The sequence below is a fragment of the Pseudomonas sp. HP_08 genome (genome assembly GCF_055284095.1).
On sequence record NZ_JBTOQC010000021.1, the window covers coordinates 43,466 to 69,776 of the forward strand.

21 protein-coding genes and 1 tRNA gene are annotated in these 26,311 nt (G+C 59.8%); 16 read left to right on the forward strand and 6 right to left on the reverse strand.

What is annotated here, in order from left to right:
* Positions 1-51: 51 nt before the first annotated feature.
* The 7 genes from apaG to ACYAS9_RS18505 all read left to right on the forward strand — a co-directional run bounded on the left by apaG (position 52) and on the right by ACYAS9_RS18505 (position 8,055).
* Positions 52-432, forward strand: coding sequence for a Co2+/Mg2+ efflux protein ApaG (gene apaG / locus ACYAS9_RS18475; protein WP_463569708.1), 381 nt, complete (start codon positions 52-54; stop codon positions 430-432).
* Positions 432-1,271, forward strand: a complete 840-nt coding sequence (locus ACYAS9_RS18480; protein WP_463569709.1) for a symmetrical bis(5'-nucleosyl)-tetraphosphatase — start codon at positions 432-434, stop codon at positions 1,269-1,271. The genes apaG and ACYAS9_RS18480 overlap by 1 nt, the downstream gene beginning before the upstream one ends.
* 27 nt (positions 1,272-1,298) lie before the next feature.
* Positions 1,299-1,619, forward strand: a complete 321-nt coding sequence (gene glpE / locus ACYAS9_RS18485; protein ID WP_463569710.1) for a thiosulfate sulfurtransferase GlpE — start codon at positions 1,299-1,301, stop codon at positions 1,617-1,619.
* Positions 1,620-1,906: 287 nt separating this feature from the next.
* A complete protein-coding gene (locus ACYAS9_RS18490; RefSeq protein WP_463569711.1) occupies positions 1,907-3,829 on the forward strand; it encodes a PrkA family serine protein kinase in 1,923 nt (640 codons plus the stop codon).
* A gap of 156 nt (positions 3,830-3,985) precedes the next feature.
* Entirely contained in the window at positions 3,986-5,257 is a 1,272-nt protein-coding gene (locus ACYAS9_RS18495; RefSeq protein WP_463569712.1) for a YeaH/YhbH family protein, read from the forward strand.
* Positions 5,254-6,819 carry a SpoVR family protein gene (locus tag ACYAS9_RS18500; RefSeq protein ID WP_463569713.1) on the forward strand — a complete coding sequence of 522 codons (1,566 nt, stop codon included), beginning with the start codon at positions 5,254-5,256 and terminating at the stop codon, positions 6,817-6,819. Before ACYAS9_RS18495 ends, ACYAS9_RS18500 begins: the two co-directional genes overlap by 4 nt.
* 75 nt (positions 6,820-6,894) lie before the next feature.
* Complete coding sequence (locus ACYAS9_RS18505; RefSeq protein WP_463569714.1) at positions 6,895-8,055, forward strand: multifunctional CCA addition/repair protein; 1,161 nt, start codon at positions 6,895-6,897, stop codon at positions 8,053-8,055.
* A gap of 7 nt (positions 8,056-8,062) precedes the next feature.
* On the opposite strand, the gene folK is transcribed toward ACYAS9_RS18505, so the two are convergent.
* Complete coding sequence (gene folK, locus ACYAS9_RS18510) at positions 8,063-8,581, reverse strand: 2-amino-4-hydroxy-6-hydroxymethyldihydropteridine diphosphokinase (protein ID WP_463569715.1); 519 nt, start codon at positions 8,579-8,581, stop codon at positions 8,063-8,065.
* Positions 8,572-8,925 carry a dihydroneopterin aldolase gene (folB, locus tag ACYAS9_RS18515; protein WP_459743210.1) on the reverse strand — a complete coding sequence of 118 codons (354 nt, stop codon included), beginning with the start codon at positions 8,923-8,925 and terminating at the stop codon, positions 8,572-8,574. The genes folK and folB overlap by 10 nt, the downstream gene beginning before the upstream one ends.
* Before the next feature lie 74 nt (positions 8,926-8,999).
* On the opposite strand from folB, the gene plsY reads away from it, so the two are divergent.
* Positions 9,000-9,569, forward strand: coding sequence for a glycerol-3-phosphate 1-O-acyltransferase PlsY (gene plsY / locus ACYAS9_RS18520; RefSeq protein WP_463569716.1), 570 nt, complete (start codon positions 9,000-9,002; stop codon positions 9,567-9,569).
* An 18-nt stretch (positions 9,570-9,587) separates the two neighbouring features.
* Here plsY and tsaD read toward each other — a convergent pair whose 3' ends face one another.
* Positions 9,588-10,613, reverse strand: a complete 1,026-nt coding sequence (tsaD, locus tag ACYAS9_RS18525) for a tRNA (adenosine(37)-N6)-threonylcarbamoyltransferase complex transferase subunit TsaD (protein ID WP_463569717.1) — start codon at positions 10,611-10,613, stop codon at positions 9,588-9,590.
* A gap of 197 nt (positions 10,614-10,810) precedes the next feature.
* On the opposite strand from tsaD, the gene rpsU reads away from it, so the two are divergent.
* The 5 genes from rpsU to ACYAS9_RS18550 all read left to right on the forward strand — a co-directional run bounded on the left by rpsU (position 10,811) and on the right by ACYAS9_RS18550 (position 18,056).
* Positions 10,811-11,026, forward strand: a complete 216-nt coding sequence (rpsU, locus tag ACYAS9_RS18530) for a 30S ribosomal protein S21 (RefSeq protein ID WP_002551877.1) — start codon at positions 10,811-10,813, stop codon at positions 11,024-11,026.
* A 325-nt stretch (positions 11,027-11,351) separates the two neighbouring features.
* Positions 11,352-13,325 (forward strand): DNA primase, encoded by a 1,974-nt coding sequence (gene dnaG / locus ACYAS9_RS18535; RefSeq protein WP_463569718.1) that lies wholly within the window; start codon positions 11,352-11,354, stop codon positions 13,323-13,325.
* Positions 13,326-13,392: 67 nt separating this feature from the next.
* Positions 13,393-15,234, forward strand: a complete 1,842-nt coding sequence (gene rpoD / locus ACYAS9_RS18540) for an RNA polymerase sigma factor RpoD (RefSeq protein ID WP_463569719.1) — start codon at positions 13,393-13,395, stop codon at positions 15,232-15,234.
* 230 nt (positions 15,235-15,464) lie between these two features.
* Positions 15,465-17,963 (forward strand): sensor domain-containing protein, encoded by a 2,499-nt coding sequence (locus ACYAS9_RS18545; protein ID WP_463569720.1) that lies wholly within the window; start codon positions 15,465-15,467, stop codon positions 17,961-17,963.
* 16 nt (positions 17,964-17,979) lie between these two features.
* Positions 17,980-18,056 (forward strand) — tRNA-Ile (locus tag ACYAS9_RS18550).
* Between the two features lie 71 nt (positions 18,057-18,127).
* Here ACYAS9_RS18550 and ACYAS9_RS18555 read toward each other — a convergent pair.
* A complete protein-coding gene (locus tag ACYAS9_RS18555; RefSeq protein WP_463569721.1) occupies positions 18,128-18,928 on the reverse strand; it encodes a DUF6630 family protein in 801 nt (266 codons plus the stop codon).
* Positions 18,929-18,970: 42 nt separating this feature from the next.
* A complete protein-coding gene (locus tag ACYAS9_RS18560; protein WP_463569722.1) occupies positions 18,971-19,189 on the reverse strand; it encodes a helix-turn-helix domain-containing protein in 219 nt (72 codons plus the stop codon).
* A gap of 310 nt (positions 19,190-19,499) precedes the next feature.
* Here ACYAS9_RS18560 and ACYAS9_RS18565 point away from each other — a divergent pair, with 310 nt between their 5' ends.
* Positions 19,500-19,931, forward strand: a complete 432-nt coding sequence (locus ACYAS9_RS18565; RefSeq protein WP_463569723.1) for a hypothetical protein — start codon at positions 19,500-19,502, stop codon at positions 19,929-19,931.
* An 11-nt stretch (positions 19,932-19,942) separates the two neighbouring features.
* On the opposite strand, the gene ACYAS9_RS18570 is transcribed toward ACYAS9_RS18565, so the two are convergent.
* Complete coding sequence (locus ACYAS9_RS18570; protein ID WP_463569724.1) at positions 19,943-20,527, reverse strand: hypothetical protein; 585 nt, start codon at positions 20,525-20,527, stop codon at positions 19,943-19,945.
* Between the two features lie 405 nt (positions 20,528-20,932).
* Here ACYAS9_RS18570 and ACYAS9_RS18575 point away from each other — a divergent pair, with 405 nt between their 5' ends.
* The gene (locus tag ACYAS9_RS18575) at positions 20,933-25,429 is read left to right on the forward strand and encodes a beta strand repeat-containing protein (protein ID WP_463569725.1); all 4,497 of its coding nucleotides are present in this window, start codon (positions 20,933-20,935) and stop codon (positions 25,427-25,429) included.
* A 165-nt stretch (positions 25,430-25,594) separates the two neighbouring features.
* The coding region (locus ACYAS9_RS18580; protein ID WP_463569726.1) for a DUF4347 domain-containing protein at positions 25,595-26,311 on the forward strand (717 nt) is incomplete at its 3' end.

Genomic DNA, 26,311 nt, shown 5'->3' on the forward strand with positions numbered 1-26,311 from the left:
GACTGAGCCGGTGCTTGCGTTCTTTCCGCTCTCGATTTCAAGGCCCATCGCATGTCCGATTCCCGTTACCAGGTTGATGTCAGTGTCGTTACGCGCTATCTCGCCGAACAATCGAACCCCGAGCAAGACCGCTTCGCCTTCGCCTACACCATCACCGTACACAACAACGGCGAACTGCCCGCCAAGCTGATGTCGCGTCACTGGGTCATCACCGACGGTAATGGCCAGGTCGAGGAAGTGCGTGGCGATGGCGTGGTCGGCCAGCAACCGCTGATTGCCGCAGGCCAGAGCCACACCTACAGCAGCGGCACGGTCATGCCGACCAAGGTCGGCAACATGCAGGGCAGCTACCAGATGCTGGCCGAAGACGGTAAACGCTTCGACGCCGTCATCGCCCCTTTCCGCCTGGCTGTGCCGGGTGCCCTGCACTGATGGCGGTGTACGCCGTCGGCGACCTGCAAGGCTGCCTTGAACCGCTCAAGTGCCTGCTGGACGATGTTCGCTTCACTCCAGGCAACGATCGCCTGTGGCTGGTCGGTGACCTGATCAACCGGGGCCCGCAATCGCTGGAAACCCTGCGCTTTCTGTACAGCATCCGCGATTCGCTGACCTGCGTACTGGGCAATCACGACCTGCACCTGCTGGCGGCCTCGCGCCACAATGAGCGCCTGAAAAAATCCGACACCCTGCGCGAAATCCTCGAGGCACCTGACCGCCAGGTACTGCTCGACTGGCTGCGCCGGCAAAAGCTGATGCACTACGATGCCGAGCGCAATGTGGCCATGACCCACGCCGGCATCCCGCCACAGTGGTCCCTGAAAAAAGCGCTCAAGCTGGCCGGCGAAGTCGAACAGGCCTTGCAGGACGACACGCTGTACGAGCGTTTTCTGGACAACATGTACGGTAACGAGCCCGCTCGCTGGGACAACGATCTTGAAGGCGTCACCCGGCTACGGGTGATCACCAACTATTTCACCCGCATGCGCTTTTGCACCAGCGAGGGCAAGCTGGACCTCAAGGGCAAGGAAGGCGTCGAAACTGCCATGCCAGGCTATGCACCCTGGTTCAGCCACAAGCAACGCAAGACCCGCGACGTAAAGATTATCTTCGGCCACTGGGCAGCCCTTGAAGGCCGCTGCGACGAGCCGGGCGTCTTTGCGCTGGACAGCGGTTGCGTGTGGGGCGGCAGCCTGACCCTGCTCAATGTCGACACCCTGCAACGCCACCACTGCGACTGCACCCCCGATGGCCGGGCCAACCGCCACGCCTGACACCTAATCAGCCCAGGAGCTTTCAGCATGACCGATTTCAAACGCATCCCGCCCGAACAAGCCCATGCCCTGCGCGAACAAGGCGCGGTACTGGTCGACATTCGTGATCCGCAGACCTTCGCCAGCAACCACATCAATGGCTCGCTGCATCTGGACAACCACTCCATCGCCGACTTCATTGCCAAGGCCGATCTGGACAAACCCTTGGTCGTGGTCTGCTACCACGGCAACTCCAGCCAGAGCGCTGCGGCTTATCTGGTAGGCCAGGGTTTCTCGGATGTGTACAGCCTCGATGGCGGTTTCGAGCTGTGGCGCGCCACCTACCCGAGCGATACCGCGCAAGGCTGATTACAAAAAAATTTCATCCGGGCTCAAGCCGTGTACTGCGCGGGCTTGAGCCTGAATCCGATGAACGGTTGAACAGACTATTTTCACATCCCTTCTTTATCTTCCCGAAAGCCATCTATTCTTACCCACAGGCCATCCGTAATCAGGGGAGAGCCGGTACACCGGCGCGTGGGTCATCGGTAGTTACTTTCATGGTGTTTGGGGGGTAACGGCATCTGGATACTCAGTTGCTGCCAGCATCGACTGACGATCCGCCGCCGGCTCAACGTATCGAGCGAGGTGACGTCATGAGTATTTTTAGCCACTTCCAACAACGCTTCGAAACCACACGCCAGGAAGAGCTCTCACTACAGGAGTACCTTGAGCTCTGCAAACGTGACCGAAGCGCCTATGCATCGGCAGCAGAACGCTTGCTGCTGGCCATAGGAGAGCCCGAGTTGGTGGACACGTCCGTCAACCCGCGCTTGTCGCGAATCTTTTCCAACAAGGTTATCCGCCGCTATCCGGCCTTTGCGGATTTCCATGGCATGGAAGAGTGCATCGAGCAGATCGTTTCGTATTTCCGCCATGCCGCCCAAGGCCTGGAAGAAAAGAAACAGATCCTCTACCTGCTCGGCCCGGTAGGGGGCGGTAAATCCTCCCTGGCTGAAAAGCTCAAGCAACTGATCCAGAAAGTGCCGTTCTACGCGATCAAGGACTCGCCAGTCTTCGAATCGCCACTGGGCCTGTTCAACGCCGCCGAGGATGGCGACATCCTTGAAGAAGACTTCGGTATTTCGCGGCGCTACCTGAGCACCATCATGTCGCCATGGGCTACCAAGCGACTGGCCGAATTCGGTGGTGACATCAGTCAGTTCAAGGTGGTCAAGCTCTACCCTTCGATCCTCAACCAGATCGCCGTTGCCAAGACGGAACCCGGGGATGAGAACAACCAGGATATTTCGGCGCTGGTGGGCAAGGTCGATATCCGCAAACTCGAAGAATTTCCGCAGAACGACGCGGACGCCTACAGCTATTCGGGCGCACTGTGCCGGGCCAACCAGGGCCTGATGGAATTCGTCGAGATGTTCAAGGCGCCGATCAAGGTCCTGCATCCACTGCTTACCGCTACCCAGGAAGGTAACTACAACAGTACCGAAGGCCTGGGCGCGATTCCGTTCACCGGTATTCTGCTGGCCCACTCCAACGAATCGGAGTGGCACACCTTCCGCAACAACAAGAACAACGAGGCGTTCATCGACCGGATCTACATCGTCAAGGTGCCGTACTGCCTGCGCGTCAGCGATGAGATCAAGATCTATGAAAAGCTGTTGATCAACAGTTCGCTGGCCAAGGCGCACTGCGCGCCCGACACCCTGAAAATGCTCGCGCAGTTCACCACCCTGTCGCGCCTCAAGGAGCCGGACAACTCCAACATCTACTCCAAGATGCGCGTGTATGACGGTGAAAACCTCAAGGACACCGACCCCAAGGCCAAGTCGATACAGGAATACCGCGACGGTGCCGGTGTCGACGAGGGCATGACCGGTCTTTCAACCCGGTTCGCGTTCAAGATTCTCTCCAAGGTCTTCAACTTCGATCCGCATGAAATCGCCGCCAACCCGGTACACCTGCTGTATGTGCTGGAGCAACAGATCGAACAGGAACAGTTCCCGGCCGAAACCCGTGAACGCTACCTGCGCTTTATCAAGGAGTACCTGGCACCGCGCTACATCGAGTTCATCGGCAAGGAAATCCAGACCGCGTACCTCGAGTCCTACAGCGAATACGGGCAGAACATCTTTGATCGCTACGTGCTGTACGCCGATTTCTGGATTCAGGACCAGGAATACCGCGACCCGGAAACCGGAGAAATCCTCAACCGGGTGGCCCTGAACGAAGAACTCGAGAAAATCGAGAAGCCTGCCGGGATCAGCAATCCGAAGGATTTCCGCAACGAAATCGTCAACTTCGTGCTGCGCGCCCGTGCTAACAACAACGGCAAGAACCCTACCTGGCTCAGCTACGAGAAACTGCGGGTGGTGATCGAGAAGAAAATGTTCTCCAACACCGAGGACCTGCTGCCGGTCATCAGCTTCAACGCCAAGGCCAGCAAGGAAGACCAGCAGAAACACAATGACTTCGTCACCAGGATGGTCGAACGGGGCTACACCGACAAGCAGGTGCGCCTACTCTCGGAATGGTACCTGCGCGTACGCAAGTCGCAGTAAGGCAGCAGCAAGCGGCAAGCTTCAAGCGACAAGTCGATCAGCGTGTTGCCCTGTATCGAGGGCAGCACGGTGACCGATGTCAGCCTGGAGCCGGCGTTTCGATAGTCAAACTTGCAGCTTGTAGCTTGGAGCTAGCAGCTCCCCGAAGGGGCCCCTATGAGTTATGTGATCGACCGACGCCTGAATGGCAAGAACAAAAGCACGGTGAACCGCCAGCGTTTCCTGCGGCGCTACCGTGATCACATCAAGAAGGCGGTGGAAGAAGCCGTCGGCCGCCGCTCCATTACCGACATGGAACATGGCGAACAGATCAGTATTCCCGGCCGCGACATCGACGAGCCGGTGCTTCACCATGGTCGTGGTGGCAAACAGACCGTGGTTCACCCAGGCAATAAAGAGTTCACCACCGGTGAACACATCCCGCGTCCGCAAGGCGGCGGTGGCGGCAAAGGGCCTGGCAAGGCGAGCAATTCCGGCGAGGGCATGGATGAGTTCGTGTTCCAGATCACCCAGGAAGAGTTTCTCGAATTCATGTTCGAGGACCTTGAGCTGCCCAATCTGGTCAAGCGCAACCTGGTCGGCACCGAGACGTTCAAAACCGTGCGTGCCGGTATCAGTAACGAGGGCAATCCCTCACGTATAAACATCATCCGTACACTGCGCTCTGCCCACGCGCGGCGCATTGCACTGTCGGGCAGCAGCCGCGCCAAGCTGCGCGAAGTGACGGCAGAACTTGAGCGCCTCAAGCGTGAAGAACCGGACAACTTCGGCGACATTCAAGAGCTTGAAGGCGAAGTCGAACGGCTCAAGGCGCGTATCCGTCGTGTCCCTTACCTCGACACCTTCGACCTCAAATACAACCTGCTGGTCAAGCAACCCAACCCCAGTTCCAAGGCGGTGATGTTCTGCCTGATGGACGTTTCCGGCTCCATGACCCAGGCCACCAAAGACGTTGCCAAACGCTTCTTCATCCTGCTTTACCTGTTTCTCAAGCGTAACTACGACAAGATCGAAGTCGTGTTCATTCGCCACCACACCAGCGCCCGCGAAGTGGACGAAGAGGAGTTTTTCTATTCACGCGAAACCGGCGGCACCATCGTTTCCAGCGCCCTGAAACTGATGCAGGAAATCATGGCCGAGCGTTATCAGGCCAGCGAGTGGAATATCTACGCAGCCCAGGCCTCCGACGGCGACAACTGGAACGACGACTCGCCGATCTGCCGCGACATTCTGACCAAACAGATCATGCCGTTCGTGCAGTACTACACCTATGTCGAAATCACCCCGCGCGAACACCAGGCGCTGTGGTTCGAATACGAGCGCATCGGTGAAGAATTCGCCGACACCTTTGCCCAGCAGCAACTGGTATCTGCCGGTGATATCTATCCGGTATTTCGTGAACTCTTTCAGCGCAGGTTAGCGTCATGACTGCCAGAGACCAGAAACGCCAGCCCCTTTCCACCGGGTCAGAGTGGACTTTTGAACTGATCCAGGCCTACGACCGCGAAATCAGCCGTATCGCCGAGCGTTATGCCCTGGACACCTACCCTAACCAGATTGAAGTCATCACCGCCGAACAGATGATGGACGCCTATGCCTCCGTGGGCATGCCGCTGGGCTACCATCACTGGTCGTACGGCAAACAGTTCCTGAGCACCGAGAAATCCTACTCGCGCGGCCAGATGGGCCTGGCCTACGAAATCGTCATCAATTCCGACCCGTGCATTGCCTATCTCATGGAAGAAAACACCATGTGCATGCAGGCACTGGTGGTGGCTCACGCCTGCTACGGCCACAACAGCTTCTTCAAGGGCAACTATCTGTTTCGCACCTGGACCGACGCCAGTTCGATCATCGACTACCTGGTGTTTGCCAAGCAGTACATCACCCAGTGCGAAGAGCGCCATGGCATCGATGCGGTCGAAGACCTGATCGACTCCTGCCATGCCCTGATGAATTACGGCGTGGACCGCTACAAGCGTCCCTACCCTATTTCCGCCGAAGAAGAGCGCCGTCGGCAGAAGGACCGCGAGGAGCACCTGCAGCGGCAGATCAACGACCTGTGGCGCACCATCCCGAAAAGCGCCGGCAAGGGCAGCAAGGAAGACAATGCGCGCTTCCCGGCCGAGCCCCAGGAAAACATCCTGTACTTCATCGAAAAACACGCGCCGCTGCTGGAGCCCTGGCAGCGCGAAGTGGTGCGCATCGTGCGCAAGATTGCCCAGTATTTCTACCCGCAGCGCCAGACCCAGGTCATGAACGAAGGCTGGGCGACCTTCTGGCACTACACACTGATGAACGACCTCTATGACGAAGGCTTGGTGACCGACGGCTTCATGTTCGAGTTCATTCAGTCGCACACCAGCGTGATCTACCAGCCGGGCTTCGACAGCCCGTATTACAGCGGCATCAACCCCTACACCCTGGGCTTCTCGATGTTCCAGGACATCCGGCGCATGTGCGAGCACCCGACCGACGAAGACCGCCACTGGTTTCCCGACATCGCCGGCAGCGACTGGCTGAGCACCATCAAGTTCGCCATGAGCAGCTTCAAGGACGAGAGCTTTATCCTTCAGTACCTGTCGCCCAAGGTCATTCGTGATCTCAAGCTGTTCAGCATCATGGACGACGATCAGAAGGATGACCTGCTGGTGCCGGCCATTCACAACGAGGACGGCTATCGCACCGTGCGTGAAACCCTGTCTGCCCAGTACAACCTGGGCAACCGCGAACCCAATGTGCAGATCTACAGCATCGACCGCCGTGGCGATCGCTCGCTGACCCTGCGCCATCAGCAGCACAACCGTAAACCGTTGGGCGAATCCACCGAGGAGGTACTCAAACACCTGCACCGCTTGTGGGGCTTCGATGTGCATCTCGAAAGCCTGCAGGGCGATCAACTGGTCAAGACCCATCACGTTCCACCGCGAGGCGAACACGCCGACGGTGACTATCCGAGGCTCGACATGGCGGTGGTTCACCACCTCTGAGCGCAATTCGTCATGTAGTTTTAACCTCCGTCGGCACAGCACAAGGTTTATCCTGTCGTGCTTACGGAGGTTCTTATGCAGATTTATAAAGTTGGCGGCGCTGTACGCGATCGCCTGCTGGGGCAACCCGTTACCGATATCGACTGGGTGGTGGTTGGCGCCTCCAGCGACGAAATGCTGATCAAGGGCTATCGCCCGGTCGGTACTGACTTTCCGGTCTTTCTTCACCCGCTCACTGGCGAGGAATACGCCCTGGCGCGCACCGAGCGCAAGAGCGGTGTCGGCTATGGCGGCTTTGTTTTTCATGCCAGCCCCGAGGTGACGCTGGAGCAGGACCTGATCCGTCGCGACCTGACCATCAATGCCATTGCCGAAGACAAGGACGGTAATCTGACCGATCCGTACGGCGGACAGCACGATCTTGAAGCCCGCATCTTGCGCCACGTATCGCCGGCATTCGCCGAAGATCCCCTCAGAGTCCTGCGCGTGGCCCGCTTTGCTGCACGCTATGCCTCGCGCGGTTTCAGTGTCGCTCCCGAGACCTTGGGACTGATGCGTCAACTCAGCGAATCAGGCGAGCTCAAGGCCCTGACGCCTGAACGCAGCTGGAAAGAAATATCCCGCGCCTTGATGGAAGAACGGCCCGAAGTGTTCATTCGCGTGCTGCACGAATGTGGCGCGCTCAAAGAGCTGATGCCGGAGCTCGAAGCGCTGTTTGGCCTGCCGCAACCTGACACCTGCTACCCTGAAACCGACACCGGCGAGCATGTGCTCGATGTCCTGCAACTGTGTGCCAGACACAAGCAGCCGCTCAGCGTGCGCTGGGCCTGCCTGCTGCACGATCTGGATGAGATCAAGGCAATCAGCGAACGCTTTCGGGCGCCTCGGGAATGTCAGGAACTGGCCCTGCTGGTCGGCCAGCACCTGAGCCACGGGCATCAGGCACTGGCGCTCAAGCCTTCGACCTTGCTGGACCTGCTACAAGGCTTCGACGTCTACCGCCGCCCACAGCGTTTCGAGGAGTTTATTGCTGCCTGCGAAATGGACGCCCGCGCCCGCCCGGGCTTCGAGCAACAACCTTATCCACAGGCGGCCTACCTGCACGGCGCCGCACAGGCCGCACGCGCGGTGTCTGTGCAGCCATTGCTGGAAAAAGGCTTGAAAGGCCAGGAGCTGGGCAACGCCCTGAAGGACGCGCGCCTGGATGCCTTGATCATTTACAAGGCCAGCGCCTAGAAGCGGTCTACAGCAGTTCGGCCGGGGTCAATGGCGTGTTTCGCCATTCGAATGCCACCGGCCACAGCTGCTGGTCGATCTGTGCATGGGCCCACAGGTCGGCGAAGGACTCGCCCACACCCGGATGCAACGTGTGCGGCGCGATCAACGACAAAGGGCGCAGCACAAAGGCGTTCTTGAGAATCTCGGCACGCGGCAGTACCAGACCATCGAAGGTGCCCACCTGCTCGCCGTACAGCAAGACATCGATGTCCAGCGGCAGTCCCTTGCGATCCGGGGCATAGCGACCGTTATCGGCCTCGATGAATTTCAAACGCCGGTCCAGCTCCATCAACGGCAGATCGGTCAATGCCGACACCACCAGATTGAAGAACGGACCGCTCTTGATGCCCACCGGATGGCTTTCGAACACCGGCGAGCAGTGCAGATCGAGCAACAGGCCATCGAGCGCTTCAAGCCCTGCCTGCAGGTGCTTTTCACGCTCGATATTACTGCCCAGGCCCAGGAAAATCCGGGTTAGCGACATCCGCGCTCGATCTCCACACCCACGCCTTTGGCGGCAGCGACTGCGCCGGGCTTGGTCAATTTGATATGCAGCCAGGGAATGTGGAATTCACTCATCAACACCTCGGCCAGTCGCTCGGCAAAGGTTTCCACCAACTGGAACTGTGTTTGTGCAGCAAAGGCCTGGATTCGCTCGCTGACACTGGCGTAATCCAGCGCCTTGCTCAGGTCGTCATCAGCCGCCGCCGGCCGGTTATCCCAGGCGAAGCTCAGGTCCAGGCGCAGGCATTGGCGAATGCCACGCTCCCAGTCGTAGGCGCCGATGACCGTATCGACTTCCAGCCCCTCGATGAACACTCTGTCCAAGCACTACTCTCCACTGCACGACAAGGGCGCGATGCGCCGTTAGAATCAAGGCATCCTAGCCCGGAATGGTCAGCATGTTTTGGTTACTGGCGATATTCGCCTACCTGCTCGGCTCACTGTCCTTTGCCATCCTGCTCAGCCGCTTTACCGGCTCGCCAGACCCGCGCGCCAGTGGCTCGGGCAATGCTGGCGCCACCAACATGTTGCGTCTGGCGGGGCGAAAGCTTGCCATCCTGACGCTCGCCGGCGACCTTTGCAAAGGCCTGATTCCGGTCCTGATCGCGGCGCATCAGGGCCTGAGCGTCAACGAACAAGCCTGGATCGGCCTGTGCGCCGTTATCGGCCACATGCTGCCGTTGTACTTTCACTTCAAGGGCGGTAAAGGCGTGGCAACGGCAGCCGGTATGCTGCTGGGGCTTTATCCTCCAGCGGCAGCCCTGGCAGCGACGCTCTGGGTCCTGACGTTCTACCTGACCCGCACCAGCTCACTTGCCGCGCTGATCGCCACCCCGTTGACCCTGCCGCTGCTGGCCTGGCAGGAACCCCGGGCATTACTGCCGGCGAGCATCCTGACACTGCTGATCGCCTGGCGTCATCGCGGCAATCTACGCGACCTGCTGGCAGGACGCGAACGACATTTTTGAGGCCGCCACCGAAGCCTCTCAGAGCCCCGGCAACTGCTCCATCGGCCAGCGCGCCTGGACACTGATGCCCAACCCTTCCTTCTGCCCCGCCAGCAACCGCTGGCAGCCCGCATAAGCGATCATCGCGCCATTATCGGTGCAGAACTCGGGGCGCGCGTAATACACCTGACCGTGCAACTGACCCAACATGGCTTCAAGCGAAACCCGCAGCGCCTTGTTGGCACTCACGCCGCCGGCAATCACCAGGCTGTTGAGGCCGGTCTGCTTGAGCGCGCGCTTGCATTTGATGGTCAGAGTCTCCACCACGGCATGCTGGAAGGCCAGCGAGATGTCGCAACGGGTTTGCTCACTGTCGTCGCCAGACGCCTGGCACTGCTGCCAGGCGTTAAGGGCCGACGTCTTGAGCCCGCTGAAGCTGAAATCCAGGCCCGGACGGTCGGTCATCGGCTTGGGGAACACAAAGCGGCCCGGCACGCCCTTGGCGGCCAGCAGCGAAATTTCAGGACCACCGGGATAACGCAGCCCCATCATCTTGGCTGTCTTGTCGAAAGCTTCGCCGGCGGCGTCATCCAGCGTCTCGCCCAGCACTTGGTATTGACCGATGCCATCGACTCGCACCAGCTGGGTATGACCGCCGGAAACCAACAAAGCGACGAACGGAAAGGCCGGCGGCTGCGCTTCAAGCATCGGCGCCAGCAAATGCCCTTCCATATGGTGCACGCCCAGCGCCGGAATATCCCAGGCAAAGGCCAGCGCCTGGGCACACGAAGCCCCGACCAGCAAGGCGCCGACCAGGCCTGGACCTGCCGTGTAGGCGATGGCGTCGATGTCGGTCGCGACGCGGTCGGCTTCGGCCAATGTCTGGCGGATCAACGGCAGCATACGCTTGACGTGATCGCGTGAAGCCAGCTCCGGAACCACGCCACCGTAGGCGCGGTGCAGGTCGATCTGGCTGAACAGCGCATCGGCCAAAAGGCCGTCTTCACTGTCGTAAAGCGCGACGCCGGTTTCGTCGCAGGAGGTTTCCAGTCCCAGTACTAGCATGGGGTGCGCCTTTTCAGGGGGGCGGATTCGAAGGCGCGCATCATAGTCGCCGCTCATGACGTGGGCCAACCCTTTTCGATCAGAGGCTTTGCATTCCTGCCCGCGAAGGGGTAACATCCGCAACCCTTAAAAACCGACGTATTTCTGTGCGTTTTGCACGAAACGTTGACCCCGGTAATGAATGAAGGTAGCTCTGGATGCCAGCCGTCAAAGTTAAAGAGAACGAACCCTTCGACGTAGCTCTGCGTCGTTTCAAGCGCTCCTGCGAAAAAGCCGGTGTTCTGGCTGAAGTTCGTAGCCGCGAATTCTATGAAAAGCCAACTTCTGAGCGTAAGCGCAAAGCAGCAGCCGCTGTTAAGCGTCACGCCAAGAAAGTTCAGCGCGAACAGCGCCGTGCCGTTCGTCTGTACTAATACAGACTGACGTCGCAAGCGAATGCCTTGCCCGGCCCAAAGCCGGGCTGTCGGCATTTGCAGTTTCAGCTTCACGCTACACGCTTCATTGACAGAGACCGCCCGAAGCGCAGGCTCGCCCAGGGCGCTCCGTCAACACTACCCTGCCCGCTCCGGGCCATATTGCTCGCCTCTCTACAGAGCGCGAACAGGGTGCACAGCACCATTCAAGCTGCACGCCATTGCGCTGCCAGGCCCATTCGACATGGGACCCTGCACACAGACGCCACGGATGCACGACTGATGACCCATACTGACTCATTGCATTGCGCCTGACGAGAATGCCATGGCCGGGCTGATCCCCCAGAGTTTCATTGACGACCTGTTGAACCGCACCGACATCGTCGACGTGGTGAGCTCGCGCGTGCAACTCAAGAAAGCCGGCAAGAACCATGTTGCCTGCTGCCCGTTCCACAAAGAGAAGAGCCCGTCGTTCAGCGTCAGCCCCGACAAACAGTTTTACTACTGTTTTGGTTGTGGTGCCGGCGGCAACGCACTGGGCTTCATCATGGACCACGACAACCTGGACTTCCCCCAGGCGGTCGAGGAACTGGCCAAGGCGGCAGGCATGGAAGTGCCCCGCGAGCAAGGCGGCAGGGGTCAGAAGCCGCGTCAGCCGACTGATTCGCCGCTGTATCCGTTGCTGGAAGCTGCCGCCGAGTTCTATCGCCAGGCGCTCAAAGGCCATCCGGCACGCAAGGCGGCAGTGGAATACCTCAAGGGTCGCGGCCTGTCCGGCGAAATCGCCCGTGACTTCGGCCTGGGGTTTGCGCCACCGGGCTGGGACAACCTGTACAAGCACCTGAGCAGCGACACACTGCAGCAGAAGGTGATGATCGACGCAGGCTTGCTGATCGAGAACAACGAAACCGGCAAGCGTTACGACCGGTTTCGAGACCGGGTGATGTTTCCGATCCGCGATGCGCGTGGCCGGGTCATTGCCTTCGGTGGACGGGTACTGGGTGACGACAAGCCCAAATACCTGAACTCCCCGGAAACCCCGGTGTTTCACAAAGGACAAGAGCTGTACGGCCTGTTCGAGGCGCGCAAATTCAATCGCAACCTTGACGAGATCATCGTTGTCGAAGGCTACATGGACGTCATTGCCCTGGCCCAGCAAGGCCTGCGCAATGCCGTCGCGACACTGGGCACTGCCACCAGCGAAGAGCATCTCAAGCGCCTGTTTCGCGTGGTGCCCAGCGTACTGTTTTGCTTCGATGGCGATCAGGCTGGCCGTAACGCCGCCTGGCGCGCCCTCGAAGCCGCTTTATCAAGCCTGCAGGACGGGCGCCGTGCGCGCTTTCTGTTTCTGCCCGAAGGCGAAGACCCGGACACGCTGGTGCGCTCTGAAGGCACCGACGCCTTCAAGGCGCGTATCAACCAGCATGCCCAACCGCTGGCCGATTATTTTTTTGAACAGTTGTCCCAGGAAGCCGATCCTCGCTCACTGGAGGGCAAGGCCCATTTGGCCACGCTGGCTGCACCACTGATCGAAAAGGTTCCGGGTGCCAATCTGCGCACCTTGATGCGCCAGCGCCTGAGCGAAATCACCGGGCTGACCGGCGAGGCCATGAGCCAGCTGGCACAAAGCGCTCCAGCGCCCGCCAGCCATGAGGGCCATGCCGGATACGAGGGCATGCCCGACTTTGCCGATTACCCGCCATCGGTCAGTGATTACCAGGGTTACGACGAACAGCCACAGTGGACGCCACCGAAAAGCGCAGGCTCGGGCAACCGTCAAGGCAAGCAGAAATGGGACAACAAGCCCTGGGACAAAAAAGGCCAGCGCCGCGACTTTGAACCGCGACAACCGCGCGTGCCGGCCACCGTAGAGCCAACCATGCAGTCAGCCCTGCGCACGCTTCTGCATCACCCGGAGCTTGCGGAAAAGGTCGACAACGCCAGCCATTTCGCGGCCGAAGACAACCTTCAGGCGCAACTTCTGGTGGCATTGATCGAAGCCAGGCAAAAGAATCCCGGCTTGCGGTCGTTACAGTTGATAGCTCGCTGGCATGGCACCGATCAGGGCCGATTGTTACGCGCGCTGGCAGAAAAGGAATGGCTGATCGAAGCCGACAACCTTGAACAACAGTTTTTCGACACTATAACTAGCTTAACCGCCCGCCAACGCGAGCGAAGCCTGGAACATCTGATTAGCAAGGCACGGCAGACCGAACTGAGCGCAGAAGAGAAAACTCAGCTTCGGGACCTGCTCAATCGCAATGTGCCGACACAAAACCCGACCTCAACTGGCGCGTGAGGTCCTAGCTCGGGTATAATCCTCGGCTTGTTTTTTGCCCGCCAAGACCTTCAGTGGATAGGGTGTTATGTCCGGAAAAGCGCAACAGCAGTCTCGTATCAAAGAGTTGATCACCCTGGGTCGTGAGCAGAAGTATCTGACTTACGCAGAGGTCAACGACCATTTGCCTGAGGATATTTCAGATCCTGAGCAGGTGGAAGACATCATCCGCATGATCAACGACATGGGGATCCCGGTCCACGAGAGTGCTCCGGATGCCGACGCCCTGATGTTGGCCGACACCGACACCGACGAGGCAGCCGCTGAAGAAGCGGCCGCAGCGCTGGCAGCGGTCGAAACCGATATCGGTCGTACCACGGACCCGGTGCGCATGTACATGCGTGAAATGGGCACGGTCGAGCTTCTGACCCGCGAAGGCGAAATCGAAATCGCCAAGCGTATCGAAGAAGGCATCCGTGAAGTCATGGGCGCCATCTCTCACTTTCCAGGCACCGTCGACTACATCCTGTCCGAATACAACCGTGTGGTCACCGAAGGCGGCCGCCTGTCGGACGTCCTGAGCGGCTACATCGACCCGGACGAAGGCATTGCGCCGCCGGCCGAAGTCCCGCCACCGATCGATGAAAAGGCCGTCAAGGCTGCCGGTGACGACGAAGAAGAAGAGTCCGACGACAGCGACGACGAAGACGAAGTCGAAAGCGGTCCTGACCCGGTCATCGCTGCACAACGCTTCGGCGCTGTGGCCGATCAACTGGTCATTACCCTCAAGGCGCTGAAAAAAGGCCGTAACGACAAGGACGCGATTGCCCAGATGCTTGCACTGGCCGATCTGTTCATGCCGATCAAGCTGGTGCCCAAGCAGTTCGAATCGTTGGTCGAACGCGTCCGTGGCTCGCTGGAGCGTCTGCGTGCCCAGGAACGCGCCATCATGCAGCTGTGCGTGCGTGATGCCCGTATGCCGCGTGCCGAATTCCTGCGTCAGTTCCCTGGCAACGAAGTCGACCTGAGCTGGACCGACTCGCTGGCCAAGGGCAAGAGCAAGCACGCCGAAGCCATCGTGCGCTTCCAGCCGGACATCCAGCGTTGCCAGCAGAAGCTGCGCGATCTGGAGCAGGAAACCGGCCTGACCATTGCTGAAATCAAGGACATCAACCGTCGCATGTCCATCGGTGAGGCCAAGGCCCGCCGCGCCAAGAAAGAAATGGTCGAGGCGAACCTGCGTCTGGTGATCTCCATCGCCAAGAAGTACACCAACCGTGGCCTGCAATTCCTCGATCTGATCCAGGAAGGCAACATTGGTCTGATGAAAGCGGTAGACAAGTTCGAATACCGTCGCGGCTACAAGTTCTCGACCTACGCCACCTGGTGGATCCGTCAGGCCATCACCCGGTCGATTGCCGACCAGGCGCGCACCATTCGTATTCCGGTGCACATGATCGAGACGATCAACAAGCTCAACCGTATTTCCCGGCAGATGCTGCAGGAAATGGGTCGTGAACCGACTCCGGAAGAGCTGGGTGAGCGCATGGAGATGCCTGAGGACAAGATCCGCAAGGTATTGAAGATCGCCAAAGAGCCGATCTCCATGGAAACCCCGATCGGCGACGACGAAGATTCGCACCTGGGCGACTTCATCGAGGACTCCACCATGCAGTCGCCGATTGACGTCGCGACGGTCGAGAGCCTCAAGGAAGCCACTCGCGAAGTGCTGTCGGGCCTCACCGCCCGCGAAGCCAAGGTCCTGCGCATGCGCTTCGGTATCGATATGAATACCGACCATACGCTGGAAGAAGTCGGCAAGCAGTTCGACGTTACCCGTGAGCGTATCCGTCAGATCGAAGCCAAGGCGCTGCGCAAGCTGCGTCATCCGACCCGTAGCGAGCACCTGCGCTCGTTCCTGGACGAATAAGCTTCAGAGCGTCACTAAAAACCCCCGGCTTGCCGGGGGTTTTGCATTTTCGGGCAGTCGATTTTGAGCAGGCTTCGCCAGCCGTCATTTGCCCGGCAGACTCGCCGGATTTGTCCTACACCTATGTACATCACAGGCGCATAAAAGATCGCCTGCTCCGCTCCGGTTTCCTGTTGTAGCCGGCCCGCCGATGCCCTCCATCGGTCCGCGCCAACACGAAAGTGAGCCTCATGCATGGACTAATGCCCGATCCCGGCGAAGCCTTGTCAGCCGAATCACGCCTCGCGCTGCCCGATAACCTGTTTGCCGCAGTATTTGAACACGGCCCGGAGATCATGCTGATCGTTCGCCAGCCAGACAGCATCGTCCTGCACACCAATAAAGCCTTTACCGAACAAACCGGCATTGCCCCCCACGAGGCCATCGGCCAGTCCTTGCTGCACCTCGACCTCTGGGCTGCGCCCGACAAAGCACCCGCCTTGCTGCGGCGCCTGCAGGAAGGTCCCGTTCGTCATCTGGAAATCCTGCTGCGCAGCCGGGACGGCCAATGCATTCATGGCCTGCTTTCAGCCGCCGCCCTGCCCTTGCCCCTGCACGGCAGCACCATCGTGCTGCTCAGCATCCGCGACATCAGCGCCATGGCCTATCCGCGCACGCTGCCCACCCCGGCAGCGGCCAATACGGCACACACCTCGCCCGATGCCTTGATCATCGCCCGCGAGCGCGACGGGCTGCTGCTCAACGTCAACGACGCTTTCAGCCGCATCACCGGCTACACCCCGAACCAATGCATGGAACGCTCGACCCTGGAACTGGGCCTTTGGGTGAATCTGGATGAGCGCCGCAAGCTGCTCCAGCAGTTTCGCCGCGATGGCCATGTGCACAACTTCAAGGGCCGCATTCGCCGCCTCGACGGCCAGGTCAGGCTGTGCGAGATGTCCTCGCATCTGTACGTGATCGCCGGCGAACGTTGCATCCTGACCGTAGCCCGCGACATTACCGACCGCCACGCACGGCAACAAAAGCGCCTCTGGGCGAGCATGGCCGTGGAGCACACTGCCGAAGGCGTGATGATCACCGACACCCGGCAACGCATCCACGCCACTAACCGCGCCTTCAGCCAGATCACCGGCTACAGCGAGCAGGAAGCCCTCGGCCAGACCCCGCGCCTGCTCTCTTCCGGCCAGCACGACAGCGCCTTCTATGCCGCCCTGTGGCACCGCCTGAGCGCTGACGGCCACTGGCAAGGCGAGGTCTGCAACCGACGCAAGAACGGCGATACCTGGCCGTGCTGGCTGACCATCAGCGCGGTGCGCGACCCGGCCGGTGCAACCACACACTTCGTCGCCCTGTTCACCGACATCTCCAGCCTCAAACACGCCCAGGCACGCCTGGATCATCAGGCCCATCACGACCCGCTGACCGGCCTGCCCAACCGCCTGCTGTTTGAAGCGCGCCTGCACCAGGCCCTGCAGCACAGCCACGAAACCGGCAGCCTGGGCGCCGTGCTGTTTCTCGACCTGGACCGTTTCAAGCACATCAACGACAGCCTCGGCCATGCCACCGGCGACCTGCTGCTCAAAGGCATTGCCCAGCGCCTCAAGGACCAGGTGCGCGACATCGACACCGTTGCGCGCCTGGGTGGCGACGAGTTCGTCATCCTGCTGCCCGGCCTGATGCAAGCCAGCGATGCTCACGGCATCGCCCGCAAGTTGCTGGCCAGCTTCTGCGCGCCGCTGCAAGCCGGTGAACACCCGCTGATCGTCAGCACCAGCATCGGCAGTTGCCTGTTCCCGGACGACGGCACAGACGCGGCCACATTGATCAAGCACGCCGACACCGCCATGTACCGCTCCAAGGCCAAGGGCCGCAACCGCGTCGAAGCCTACACCCACGACCTGAGCGCCGGCCTCCACGAACGCATCACCCTTGAACACCACCTGCGCCACGCCGTGGAGCGCAATGAACTGAGCCTGCATTACCAACCCATCGTCAGCGTGCAGGAACAACGCCTGGTCGGCGCCGAAACCCTGCTGCGCTGGCACCACCCGCAACTCGGTGAAATCCCGCCCGAACGCTTCATTGCGCTGGCCGAAGAAAGCGGCAGCCTCCTGAGCATCGGCGACTGGGTGCTGGAAAATGCCTGCCGCCAATTGCAGCAATGGCGCAGACACCACCCCACCTTCGGACCGCTGTCGATCAACATCAGCGGCACCCAACTACGCCAGCCGCACCTGGTCGAACGCATGCGCGACCTGCTGGCCCAATACCGACTGGCACCCGGCAGCCTGCAACTGGAAATCACCGAGCAATGCATCATGGGCCAGACCGAACACACCCTGAGCGTGCTCAACGAACTCAAACAGCTGGGCATTCAACTGGCCATCGACAACTTCGGCACCGGTTACTCCTCCTTGGGCTACCTCAAGCGCCTGCCGCTGGACACCCTGAAAATCGACCGTTCCTTCACCCGCGGCCTGCCCGACGCGCAACACGAAACCGCCATCGTCCACGCCATCATCGCCTTGGGCCGCAGCCTGCAACTGACCGTCGTCGCCAAAGGCGTCGAAACCCTGGAGCAGCAACAATTGCTGATCGAAGCCGGCTGTCAGCACCTGCAAGGCCATCTCATCAGCCCTGCTCTTTCGGCGGCTGAATTCGAGGAAACGTACCTTCCTACACAGCTTTCGGATTATTCAGATAGCACAGCCGAGCAACCCCCGTTATAATCCGCGACCTGCAAAAGGGCCTATAGCTCAGTTGGTTAGAGCAGAGGACTCATAATCCTTTGGTCCACGGTTCGAGTCCGTGTGGGCCCACCAAAGATTAAAAAACCGCGCATTGCGCGGTTTTTTATGCCTGCCGTCTTTGGCCCACCAGCCGCATGAAATCCTCAGTATCTGTAAACGATCCCCAGCCTGCCCATGACCTCCAGCGCATTGGCCAGCCCCAAACCATTCATGGGCAAACAGGCAAAGGCCTGGTATTCATCGAAATGAGTACCGAGCGCCAGCAACTTCAAATCATGAGCCTCCAGAGGCACGTTGAAGTACTGAAGAAGCGCACGCTCCCAATCATTGCTGCGATTGATGGCATCGATCTGCTTGTCGTCAGGCGCAGGAATCTCGACACCCAATTGCTGTAGCGGAGCGAGGGCATTGACAGCGTCGACGCCACAGGACGACCACGCCTTCCATTCGAAATGAGCCAATTGTCGAGTCCCGGCGAGCGCTGACGCAACCTGATTCCAGGCCCAATCCCATTGCGCTTCAATGTCCGGCATATGTTCAACGAGCGCTTGCGCATGCGCTTCGTCGAACAGGCAATAAAACAGGTCGCCCAGGGTCTCGGCCACATCGAGCGGCGGCCCTTGCACCTGAGTGTCCAGGTCCCGACTCAAGCGCTGCCACAGACTGCCCAACTCATCCCAGTCCTCATCGTCCATCTCGTCATCGATCACCTGAGCCTTATGGCCGCGGCGATAGTTGTCCAGCCGCGTCTTGCGCACATGAAGTTCGCTGTCGACGACACCGACCTCATAGCTGCTGTGATCCAGAAAACTGGTCTGGAACACGATGCGGTCGGGAAACACATCGTGAACGATGCTTTCCTCAGGATCGAAATACGCCGCGCCCTCAAGCGTGCCGTGGGCTGCGGTGATGCGCTGAAACGGCAGGAGATCGATCGGGTTCATAGGGGCTGGATCGTATGGATAAGGTTTATTGTCGTCGTGGTGTCAAAGCGGACTCAACTGCCCGGATTCGGGAGCCACATCCCCCGTCGTGAGCCAAAGCGCGTACTTCTTGAATCGCTCATGATTGGCGACCTTCAGGAAAGGCTGCAGCCCCATCTCCGTGATCGCAGCCTCGTACTTCTTCCAGCTGCTGATACTGATACCCACGATTTCACAGAATTCACTCTGAGTAAGACCCTCCCTGGCGCGGATAGCTTTCATCTTTCCCGGCAAATCCACTCGCTGACTCTCCCATTGCCAGGTTCCAATAAAGGAACTAGATTGGTTCCATATAAGGAACCTTAAGTTTCACTATTCTTGCCCGAGGTTATCAGAATGCACATCCTCACCGACACGCCCCAAGCGGGCGGTCGTACGCCTGCCTGATCACTTCGCTTGAAAACAGACCTGCGTCTCCACTCACCGGCGCAAATCATCATGAAAAATCAACAACAGTGCACAAGCGCCAGCAGCACCGGCTTGCCCGAAAAAAGCCAACACCTTAACCCACCCATCATGCAAGGAAGCATCCATGAGCCCTTCTACAACAAAACTCACCCTCACCCACCTGCCACACCTGCCCCCTCGCCCCGAACATGCCGCCGATCACACCGGCAAGCGGCGTGGACAAATGACCGCAATTGCCTGGTCCCGCCCAAGCCGCTCCGGAAAAGGCACTGTCTGGCTATGCCGTTGCGACTGCGGGCTGTTCGAATATCGACGCCCCGGCACATGGGCGAGCAAGCCGTTCCCCGATGATCTGTGCGACATGTGCCAGCGCGCCAAAGGTCCCAACGCGAGAGACACCTTTGCGGTGCGCCTGCAGTGCTGGATTGATGGCCTGCGCAGCCTCGGCCTGACCGATGCGGAAATCAGTCGAATTCAGTCAATGGGCATGGCGGTGGAAACCAAAGGCAAAACCGCGCTGGAAATTCGCGAGCAGTTAACCGAACAGCATGCATGACAACGCCGTCTTCAATATTCAGCCGCGTTATCCATCAGCAGCTTCAACGCCGCGTCGGCCTCTTGACGCTGGGCCGGCGTAGGCTTTTCTGCAAACCGGCTCTGCTTCTGGTTGAGGGTCAGGTAGGCGTTATCGCCATCGCCCCAGATGTAGGAATAGATAAACAGAAAGCTGTCGCTGTCGGCCTTGCAGTACGGTGCGACGCTGCGCAGCGGGGCCAGTAACTGAATCATCTCGCCGTAGTTTTCAGTGAACTCCAGCAGCGCAAACTGCCAGCGGCCGGTCGCCGGGTCGTAGTGAGAAAGCCCGCCTGCGCCATCCCAGGCCTGTAGCAAATCGCCCAGGCTTTGCGCGTCGGAGTCCAGCAGCCACTCGGGCTGAACCTTGCCGGGGCCGTACATGCCTTGTCCGTCGAACCACGTTTGCCAGTCGTTGTAGGCGCGTGCCGAACCCGGTGGCGCGGCCATGGCCTTGGCGTATTGCTGCGGGGTCATGGTGCAACGCAGATACACCGACGATGGCTCGCTTGCCCATGCCTGACTGGTCAGGGCCATGAGTGCCGTCAAGGCGAGTCCTTTCCAGGTCTGCTTCATCATTGTTGCCATTCCTGATCATTGTCGTTGCTGGGCAATCGCCAGAGGTTGCGATGATACGTGCTCTAAACCGCGGTGAGGATAACGAGCGCCCCTCGCCCGATTGGCAATTTCTCACGCAACAGGCACAATGCAATTTGTTCGTAAATGTGTCTGTTCTGTACGTTTAACGTCACCCATTTTGTCCGTCAGGGAAGGCTGGACCATGTCCATCAAGCACCGCGTTTTGATCGACAGCCGCACTGCCGGCTACCCAGCCGTGGCCCCCGTCTGGACCTCTCTCTCGCCCCGCGACTATCCCACCGAATACGGCTGACTCCAGCGCGTAATCAAGGCGTGACATACGCCTGAAAAACTTGCGTCACCGACAAAAAACCAAAGCCATCACTTTCATGCAAGGGAACGGACGTGTCTCTAAACTTTACGGATGCACTCGGCAATATCTGGAACATTGATAGCAACGGCAATCTTGTAGACGCCCGGGGCAAGTACATTCCCGGCAACACCTCTACCTACGATGCTTTGGACAATACGTCGCTATCGCTGTATGTCGCGGGATCGACCAGCAGCACCTCCCTGAGCTGGGCGACATCGACCGCCGCTACTAACACCCACAGCGTGACCGGCACCAACACCTCGGCGGGTATTTCGGTGGAGCGCAAGACGTACGTGGCCGACGGCTATGTGCGCATGCTGGAGATCGTGACCAACACCGGCACCACCGCCAAAGCGGTCAAGGTCGACCTGAACGACAACATTTATTACGACAGCAACACCAAGACACTGGCGACGTCGAGCGGCGATACCACCCGCACCGCCGCCGATGACTGGGCGTCTTACGGCAGTTCGTATAACGCCAGCTACCCCGCGCTGACGCATATTGTCTCTGGCGGTGCCGGATCGCCGAGTGCGGTTGGCGGCACCTATGTCGACCAGCCGGTGACCTCGTTCAACCTGAACCTGGCGGCCGGCCAGACTCAGGTGATCATGCATTTCTATGCCTTGTCGGGGGACACCGCTGCGGCGACCACGATTGGCAACTCGCTGGCCAACCTGAGCAACAATGCCTATCTCACCGGTGTGACCGCTGCCGAACTGAATGGCCTGGTCAACTTCACCAAGGATGTGTCGTCCGCCACGACCACCACTCTGCCCAGCTACGGCCTGAACCTGACCCTGACCGGCAGCGCCGCCATCAACGGCACCGGCAACGCGCGCGATAACGTGATCACCGGCAACAGCGCAGCCAACCAATTGATCGGCCTGGGCGGTAACGACACCCTGAAGGGTACAGGTAATGACACGCTGATCGGTGGCACCGGCAATGACACCTATTACGTCACGGGCGCCGGCGATGTCGTCACCGAAAACGCCAACGAAGGCACCGACACGGTCATCTCCAGCATCAGCTATTCGATTGCTTCCAGGCCGTATGTAGAAAACATCACGCTGACCGGCACCACGGCCGGGCTGACGGCCACGGGCAACACGGCCAACAACGTGCTCAATGGCAGCACTCATGCCGGCGCCAATACGCTGACCGGCGGGCTGGGTAACGACACCTATATCGTCGGGGCCGGCGATGTAATTGTCGAAAAAATCAACGAAGGCACTGATACGGTCCAGTCGGCCGTTTCCTGGTCACTCGGTGCATACCTTGAAAACCTGGTGTTGACCGGGGCCGGCAATATCAACGGCGTCGGCAACAGTGCCGCCAACCTGATTACGGGCAACGCCGGCAAGAACGTACTGACCGGCAATGCCGGCAACGACACCCTGAATGGCGGTGCCGGGGCCGACACCATGATCGGTGGCGAAGGTCACGACAGCTACTATGTCGACAACGTCGGCGATGTCGTGACCGAAACCAATGCGGTCGCCAGTACCGGCGGTACCGACACGGTCTACTCCACCATCAATTACACGCTGGGCAATAACCTCGAAAACCTTGTCCTGCAAGGTACCGCCTATAAAGGCACCGGTAACGCGCTGGCCAACAAGCTGACCGGCAACGCCGCCGACAACCTGCTGGACGGCCAGGGCGGTGCCGACACCATGGCCGGTGGCGCCGGTAACGATACCTACATTGTCGGTGCCGGTGATGTGGTTACCGAAGCCGTCAATGCCGGCGTCGATACCGTGCACACGGCGCTGGCCAGTTACACCCTGGGCGCCAACGTTGAAAATGGCGTGATGCTGAACGGCGCGACCATCATGACCGGTAACGCACTGGCCAACCGCATCACAGGTAATATGGCCAATGACACGATTTCCGGCGGCGCGGGCGATGACACCCTGCTGGGTGGCGGCGGCAACGACAGCCTGGTCGGTGGCGATGGCAACGATCTACTGGTGGGCGACAACGGCAGCGCGGAAAACGCAATCAGTTCCGGCGAAGCCCTGGTCGATGGCCAAGTCGTTGCTCTGACGATTTCTGCCGCCGAACAAGCCACCGGCTCGGTCAAGATCACCGGCAATATAAGTGGCGTCAGTCTCGGTGATACCGGCGTCAACATTGTCTATGTGGTCGACCACTCAGGCAGCATGACCAGTTCCTTCCAGGGCACCACCGACGTGGGTGATCTGAACGGCGACGGCTACAGCAACACAGTGCTGGACGCGGCGATTGCCTCGGTCAAAAAACTCAATGACTCGATCATCGCCAGCGGCCTGGGCGGTCAGGCCAACGTCTCGCTGATCCAGTTCGACGACACCGCCGAGATTCTTTACAGCGGCAATCCGGGCAGCGACGGCAATGCCAACGGCCGCGTCGACCTGTACGACCAGTTGCTGGAACTGGAAGCTGGCGGCGGCACGGCTTACAACGCCGCCCTGCTCAAGACCCAGAGTTACCTGGCGTCGCTGGGTTCAGGGAAAAACATCGTGTTCTTCCTGTCGGACGGCGCGCCGACCGATGGCACCAGCTATATCAACACCGCCAACCTGATTCGTCAGCTGGGCACCGATGGCACCACCGTCCGCGCCATCGGCATGGGCGACGGCGCGTCGGAGAACCCGCTCGACCTGCTGGATGACGGCATCGACAACAACTCGGCGATCATCGTCACCAACCCTGAAGACCTCGATACCACCCTGCTCAATACCTCGGTATTGGCACTCGCCGAAGGCGCCTGGGTCGAGATTTACAAGAACGGCACCATGGTCGACCTGATCGGCTCCGACGGTTTCAGCGTCACGCCGCTGGGCCTGCGCTTCGAGTCTGCGGCCATCAACCTCAGTGCCAGCGGCACCGACCAGATCACCGCCAAACTGATGACCCTGTCGTCGACCGGCACCATGGTCAGCACCTCGCTGCCGGTCAACATCAGCAACTTCGTGTCCAACGACACGCTGATCGGCGGCGCCGGCAACGACACGCTCGACGGCGGCGCGGGTGCCGACTCGATGGTCGGTGGCGTTGGCGATGACGTGTATGTGGTCAACAGCACCGCCGACAAAGTGGTAGAGATCGAAGCGCAAGGCACAGACACCGTGCGCTCCTCGCTGGCGTCCTACACCCTCACCGCCAACGTCGAAAACCTGCAACTGACCGGCGCGGCCCTCAATGGCACCGGCAACGACCTGGCCAACATCATTCTGGGCAACGACCTGAATAACAATCTGGTCGGTGGTGCGGGTAATGACTCGCTGGTGGGCGGCCTGGGCAATGACACGCTCAACGGCGGCATAGGCATCGACTCCATGGCGGGCGGTGCTGGCAATGACACCTACTATGTCGATTCTGCCTCCGACTATGTGCTGGAGACGTCAACGGGTGGCAACGATACCGTCATTACAACCCTGAGCAGCACACTGGGCGGCTATGTCAGCGGCGTATCGACCTCGGACAGTTTCTCCTACATCGAGAACCTGACCCTGCAAGCAGGCGCTGCAACCGCTCTCAATGCGGTGGGCAGTACCGATAACAACCGACTGACTGGCAACGAGTTCAACAACGTCATCTACGGCCTGGCCGGCAACGACACGCTCAATGGCGGTGCCGGCGCCGACACCCTGAATGGCGGCGATGGCAACGACACGTACTACATCGACAATGCTGGCGATGTAATTGTGGACACTTCCGGTATCGACAGCGTGATTGCCTCGTTGAATAACTACACCTTGGCAGCCGGCCTTGAAAACCTGACGCTGGCCAACCTTGCTACCGTGCTTAAAGGCACCGGCAACGCGGCGGCCAACATTCTGACGGGCAACACCTACAGCAACGTCCTCGACGGCAAAGCCGGCGCAGACGTGATGACCGGCGGTGCAGGCAACGACACTTACTACGTCGACAATGCGCTGGACAAAGTAGTGGAAGTCGCGGGCCAGGGCGTCGATCTGGTCTACGCCTCGATCAGCCACAAACTGGCCAACAACGTCGAAAACCTGATCCTCACCGGCAGCACCGGGATCAGCGGCGCCGGCAACACGCTGGCCAACACCATCACTGGCAACGCGGCCGCCAACCGCTTGCTGGGCTGGGAAGGCAATGACGTCCTGAACGGCGGTGCCGGCAACGATACGCTGGAAGGCGGCACCGGTAACGACACACTCATCGGCGGCGCAGGCAAAGACGTACTGACCGGTGGACTGGGCAATGACATCTTCGACTTCAATGCCTTGTCGGAAATGGGCATCACCAGCGCCACATGGGACGTCATCACCGACTTCGCCAAAGGTGATCGTATCGACCTGTCGACACTCGATGCCAACACCGCAACAGCGGCCAATGATGCCTTCATCGGCACATTGATCGGCGCAACGGCGGCGTTTACCACAGCAGGCCAGCTCAAGTTCGCCGCCGGTGTGCTGTACGGCAACACCGACGCCGATGCAGATGCCGAGTTCGCCATTGCGCTGACCGGGGTGAATACCCTGGTGGCGGCTGACTTCATTCTCTAAGCGCTGACAGGTACAACAAAGATGGCTTGCGCCGAAAGACGCAGGCCATTTTTTTCGTCTGCTGTTTAGCACAAATGCTCCGACAATAGGCACAATGCCATCACCCACAAAGTATCTACTTTGTAGCCCTCACATCGCCCCCTGTCCTCCATGGAATGCCGGACCATGATCACCAAGAATGTCGTTTTCATCGATAGCCGCGTTGCCGGCTACCAAACCCTGATCGCCGGTTTTGCGGCCGATACCGAATGGCATCTGCTGGATGCCTCTCAGGACGGGGTAAAGCAGATACAGCGCCTGCTGAGCGGGCATGCCGAGCTGGACTCGGTGCAGGTCATCAGCCACGGTTCGGTCGGCACGCTGTATCTGGGCAGCACTGTTCTCGATGAAAGCAACCTGGCTCAGTACCAGACGCAACTGCAGGCGATCGGCGCGAGCTTGAGCGCAAGTGGAGACATTTTGCTGTACGGCTGCGATGTGGCGCAGGGCGAGACGGGTGTCAGCTTTGTCGATGCACTGGCCAGACTGACCGGCGCGGATGTCGCGGCCAGCGATGATCGTTCGGGTGCGCTGGCAGATTCGGTTCTGGAAGTGGCTACCGGGGTGGTTGAGGCTCGGGGGTATGACCTGTCGTCGTTGACAGAGAGTCTGGCGGTGCTGGTGGGGACGGAGGGTAGTGAAAGGCTAGAGGGTTCTGTGGGTGATGACACTATTCGGGGTGGCAAAGGCAGCGACACAATCCTGGGCAGTGGCGGCAACGACTGGATCGAAGGCGGTGATGAAGGCGGCCCATGGGGTGGCGACTCCATCCAGGGCGGAGCCGGCAACGACACTATTTTCGGCGGCAGCGGTAACGATTACTACCTGAACGGCGATGCTGGC

Excerpts from the sequence above, each read along its gene's own strand:
- ACYAS9_RS18495 (WP_463569712.1), top strand. The coding sequence starts at position 3,986 with ATGAGTTATGTGATCGACCGACGCCTGAATGGCAAGAACAAAAGCACG.
- ACYAS9_RS18565 (WP_463569723.1), top strand. The coding sequence starts at position 19,500 with ATGAGCCCTTCTACAACAAAACTCACCCTCACCCACCTGCCACACCTG.
- plsY (WP_463569716.1), top strand. The coding sequence starts at position 9,000 with ATGTTTTGGTTACTGGCGATATTCGCCTACCTGCTCGGCTCACTGTCC.
- folK (WP_463569715.1), bottom strand. The coding sequence starts at position 8,581 with ATGTCGCTAACCCGGATTTTCCTGGGCCTGGGCAGTAATATCGAGCGT.
- ACYAS9_RS18505 (WP_463569714.1), top strand. The coding sequence starts at position 6,895 with ATGCAGATTTATAAAGTTGGCGGCGCTGTACGCGATCGCCTGCTGGGG.
- apaG (WP_463569708.1), top strand. The coding sequence starts at position 52 with ATGTCCGATTCCCGTTACCAGGTTGATGTCAGTGTCGTTACGCGCTAT.
- rpsU (WP_002551877.1), top strand. The coding sequence starts at position 10,811 with ATGCCAGCCGTCAAAGTTAAAGAGAACGAACCCTTCGACGTAGCTCTG.
- tsaD (WP_463569717.1), bottom strand. The coding sequence starts at position 10,613 with ATGCTAGTACTGGGACTGGAAACCTCCTGCGACGAAACCGGCGTCGCG.
- ACYAS9_RS18570 (WP_463569724.1), bottom strand. The coding sequence starts at position 20,527 with ATGATGAAGCAGACCTGGAAAGGACTCGCCTTGACGGCACTCATGGCC.
- ACYAS9_RS18555 (WP_463569721.1), bottom strand. The coding sequence starts at position 18,928 with ATGAACCCGATCGATCTCCTGCCGTTTCAGCGCATCACCGCAGCCCAC.
- ACYAS9_RS18545 (WP_463569720.1), top strand. The coding sequence starts at position 15,465 with ATGCATGGACTAATGCCCGATCCCGGCGAAGCCTTGTCAGCCGAATCA.
- glpE (WP_463569710.1), top strand. The coding sequence starts at position 1,299 with ATGACCGATTTCAAACGCATCCCGCCCGAACAAGCCCATGCCCTGCGC.
- ACYAS9_RS18560 (WP_463569722.1), bottom strand. The coding sequence starts at position 19,189 with ATGAAAGCTATCCGCGCCAGGGAGGGTCTTACTCAGAGTGAATTCTGT.
- ACYAS9_RS18500 (WP_463569713.1), top strand. The coding sequence starts at position 5,254 with ATGACTGCCAGAGACCAGAAACGCCAGCCCCTTTCCACCGGGTCAGAG.
- ACYAS9_RS18480 (WP_463569709.1), top strand. The coding sequence starts at position 432 with ATGGCGGTGTACGCCGTCGGCGACCTGCAAGGCTGCCTTGAACCGCTC.
- rpoD (WP_463569719.1), top strand. The coding sequence starts at position 13,393 with ATGTCCGGAAAAGCGCAACAGCAGTCTCGTATCAAAGAGTTGATCACC.
- dnaG (WP_463569718.1), top strand. The coding sequence starts at position 11,352 with ATGGCCGGGCTGATCCCCCAGAGTTTCATTGACGACCTGTTGAACCGC.
- ACYAS9_RS18490 (WP_463569711.1), top strand. The coding sequence starts at position 1,907 with ATGAGTATTTTTAGCCACTTCCAACAACGCTTCGAAACCACACGCCAG.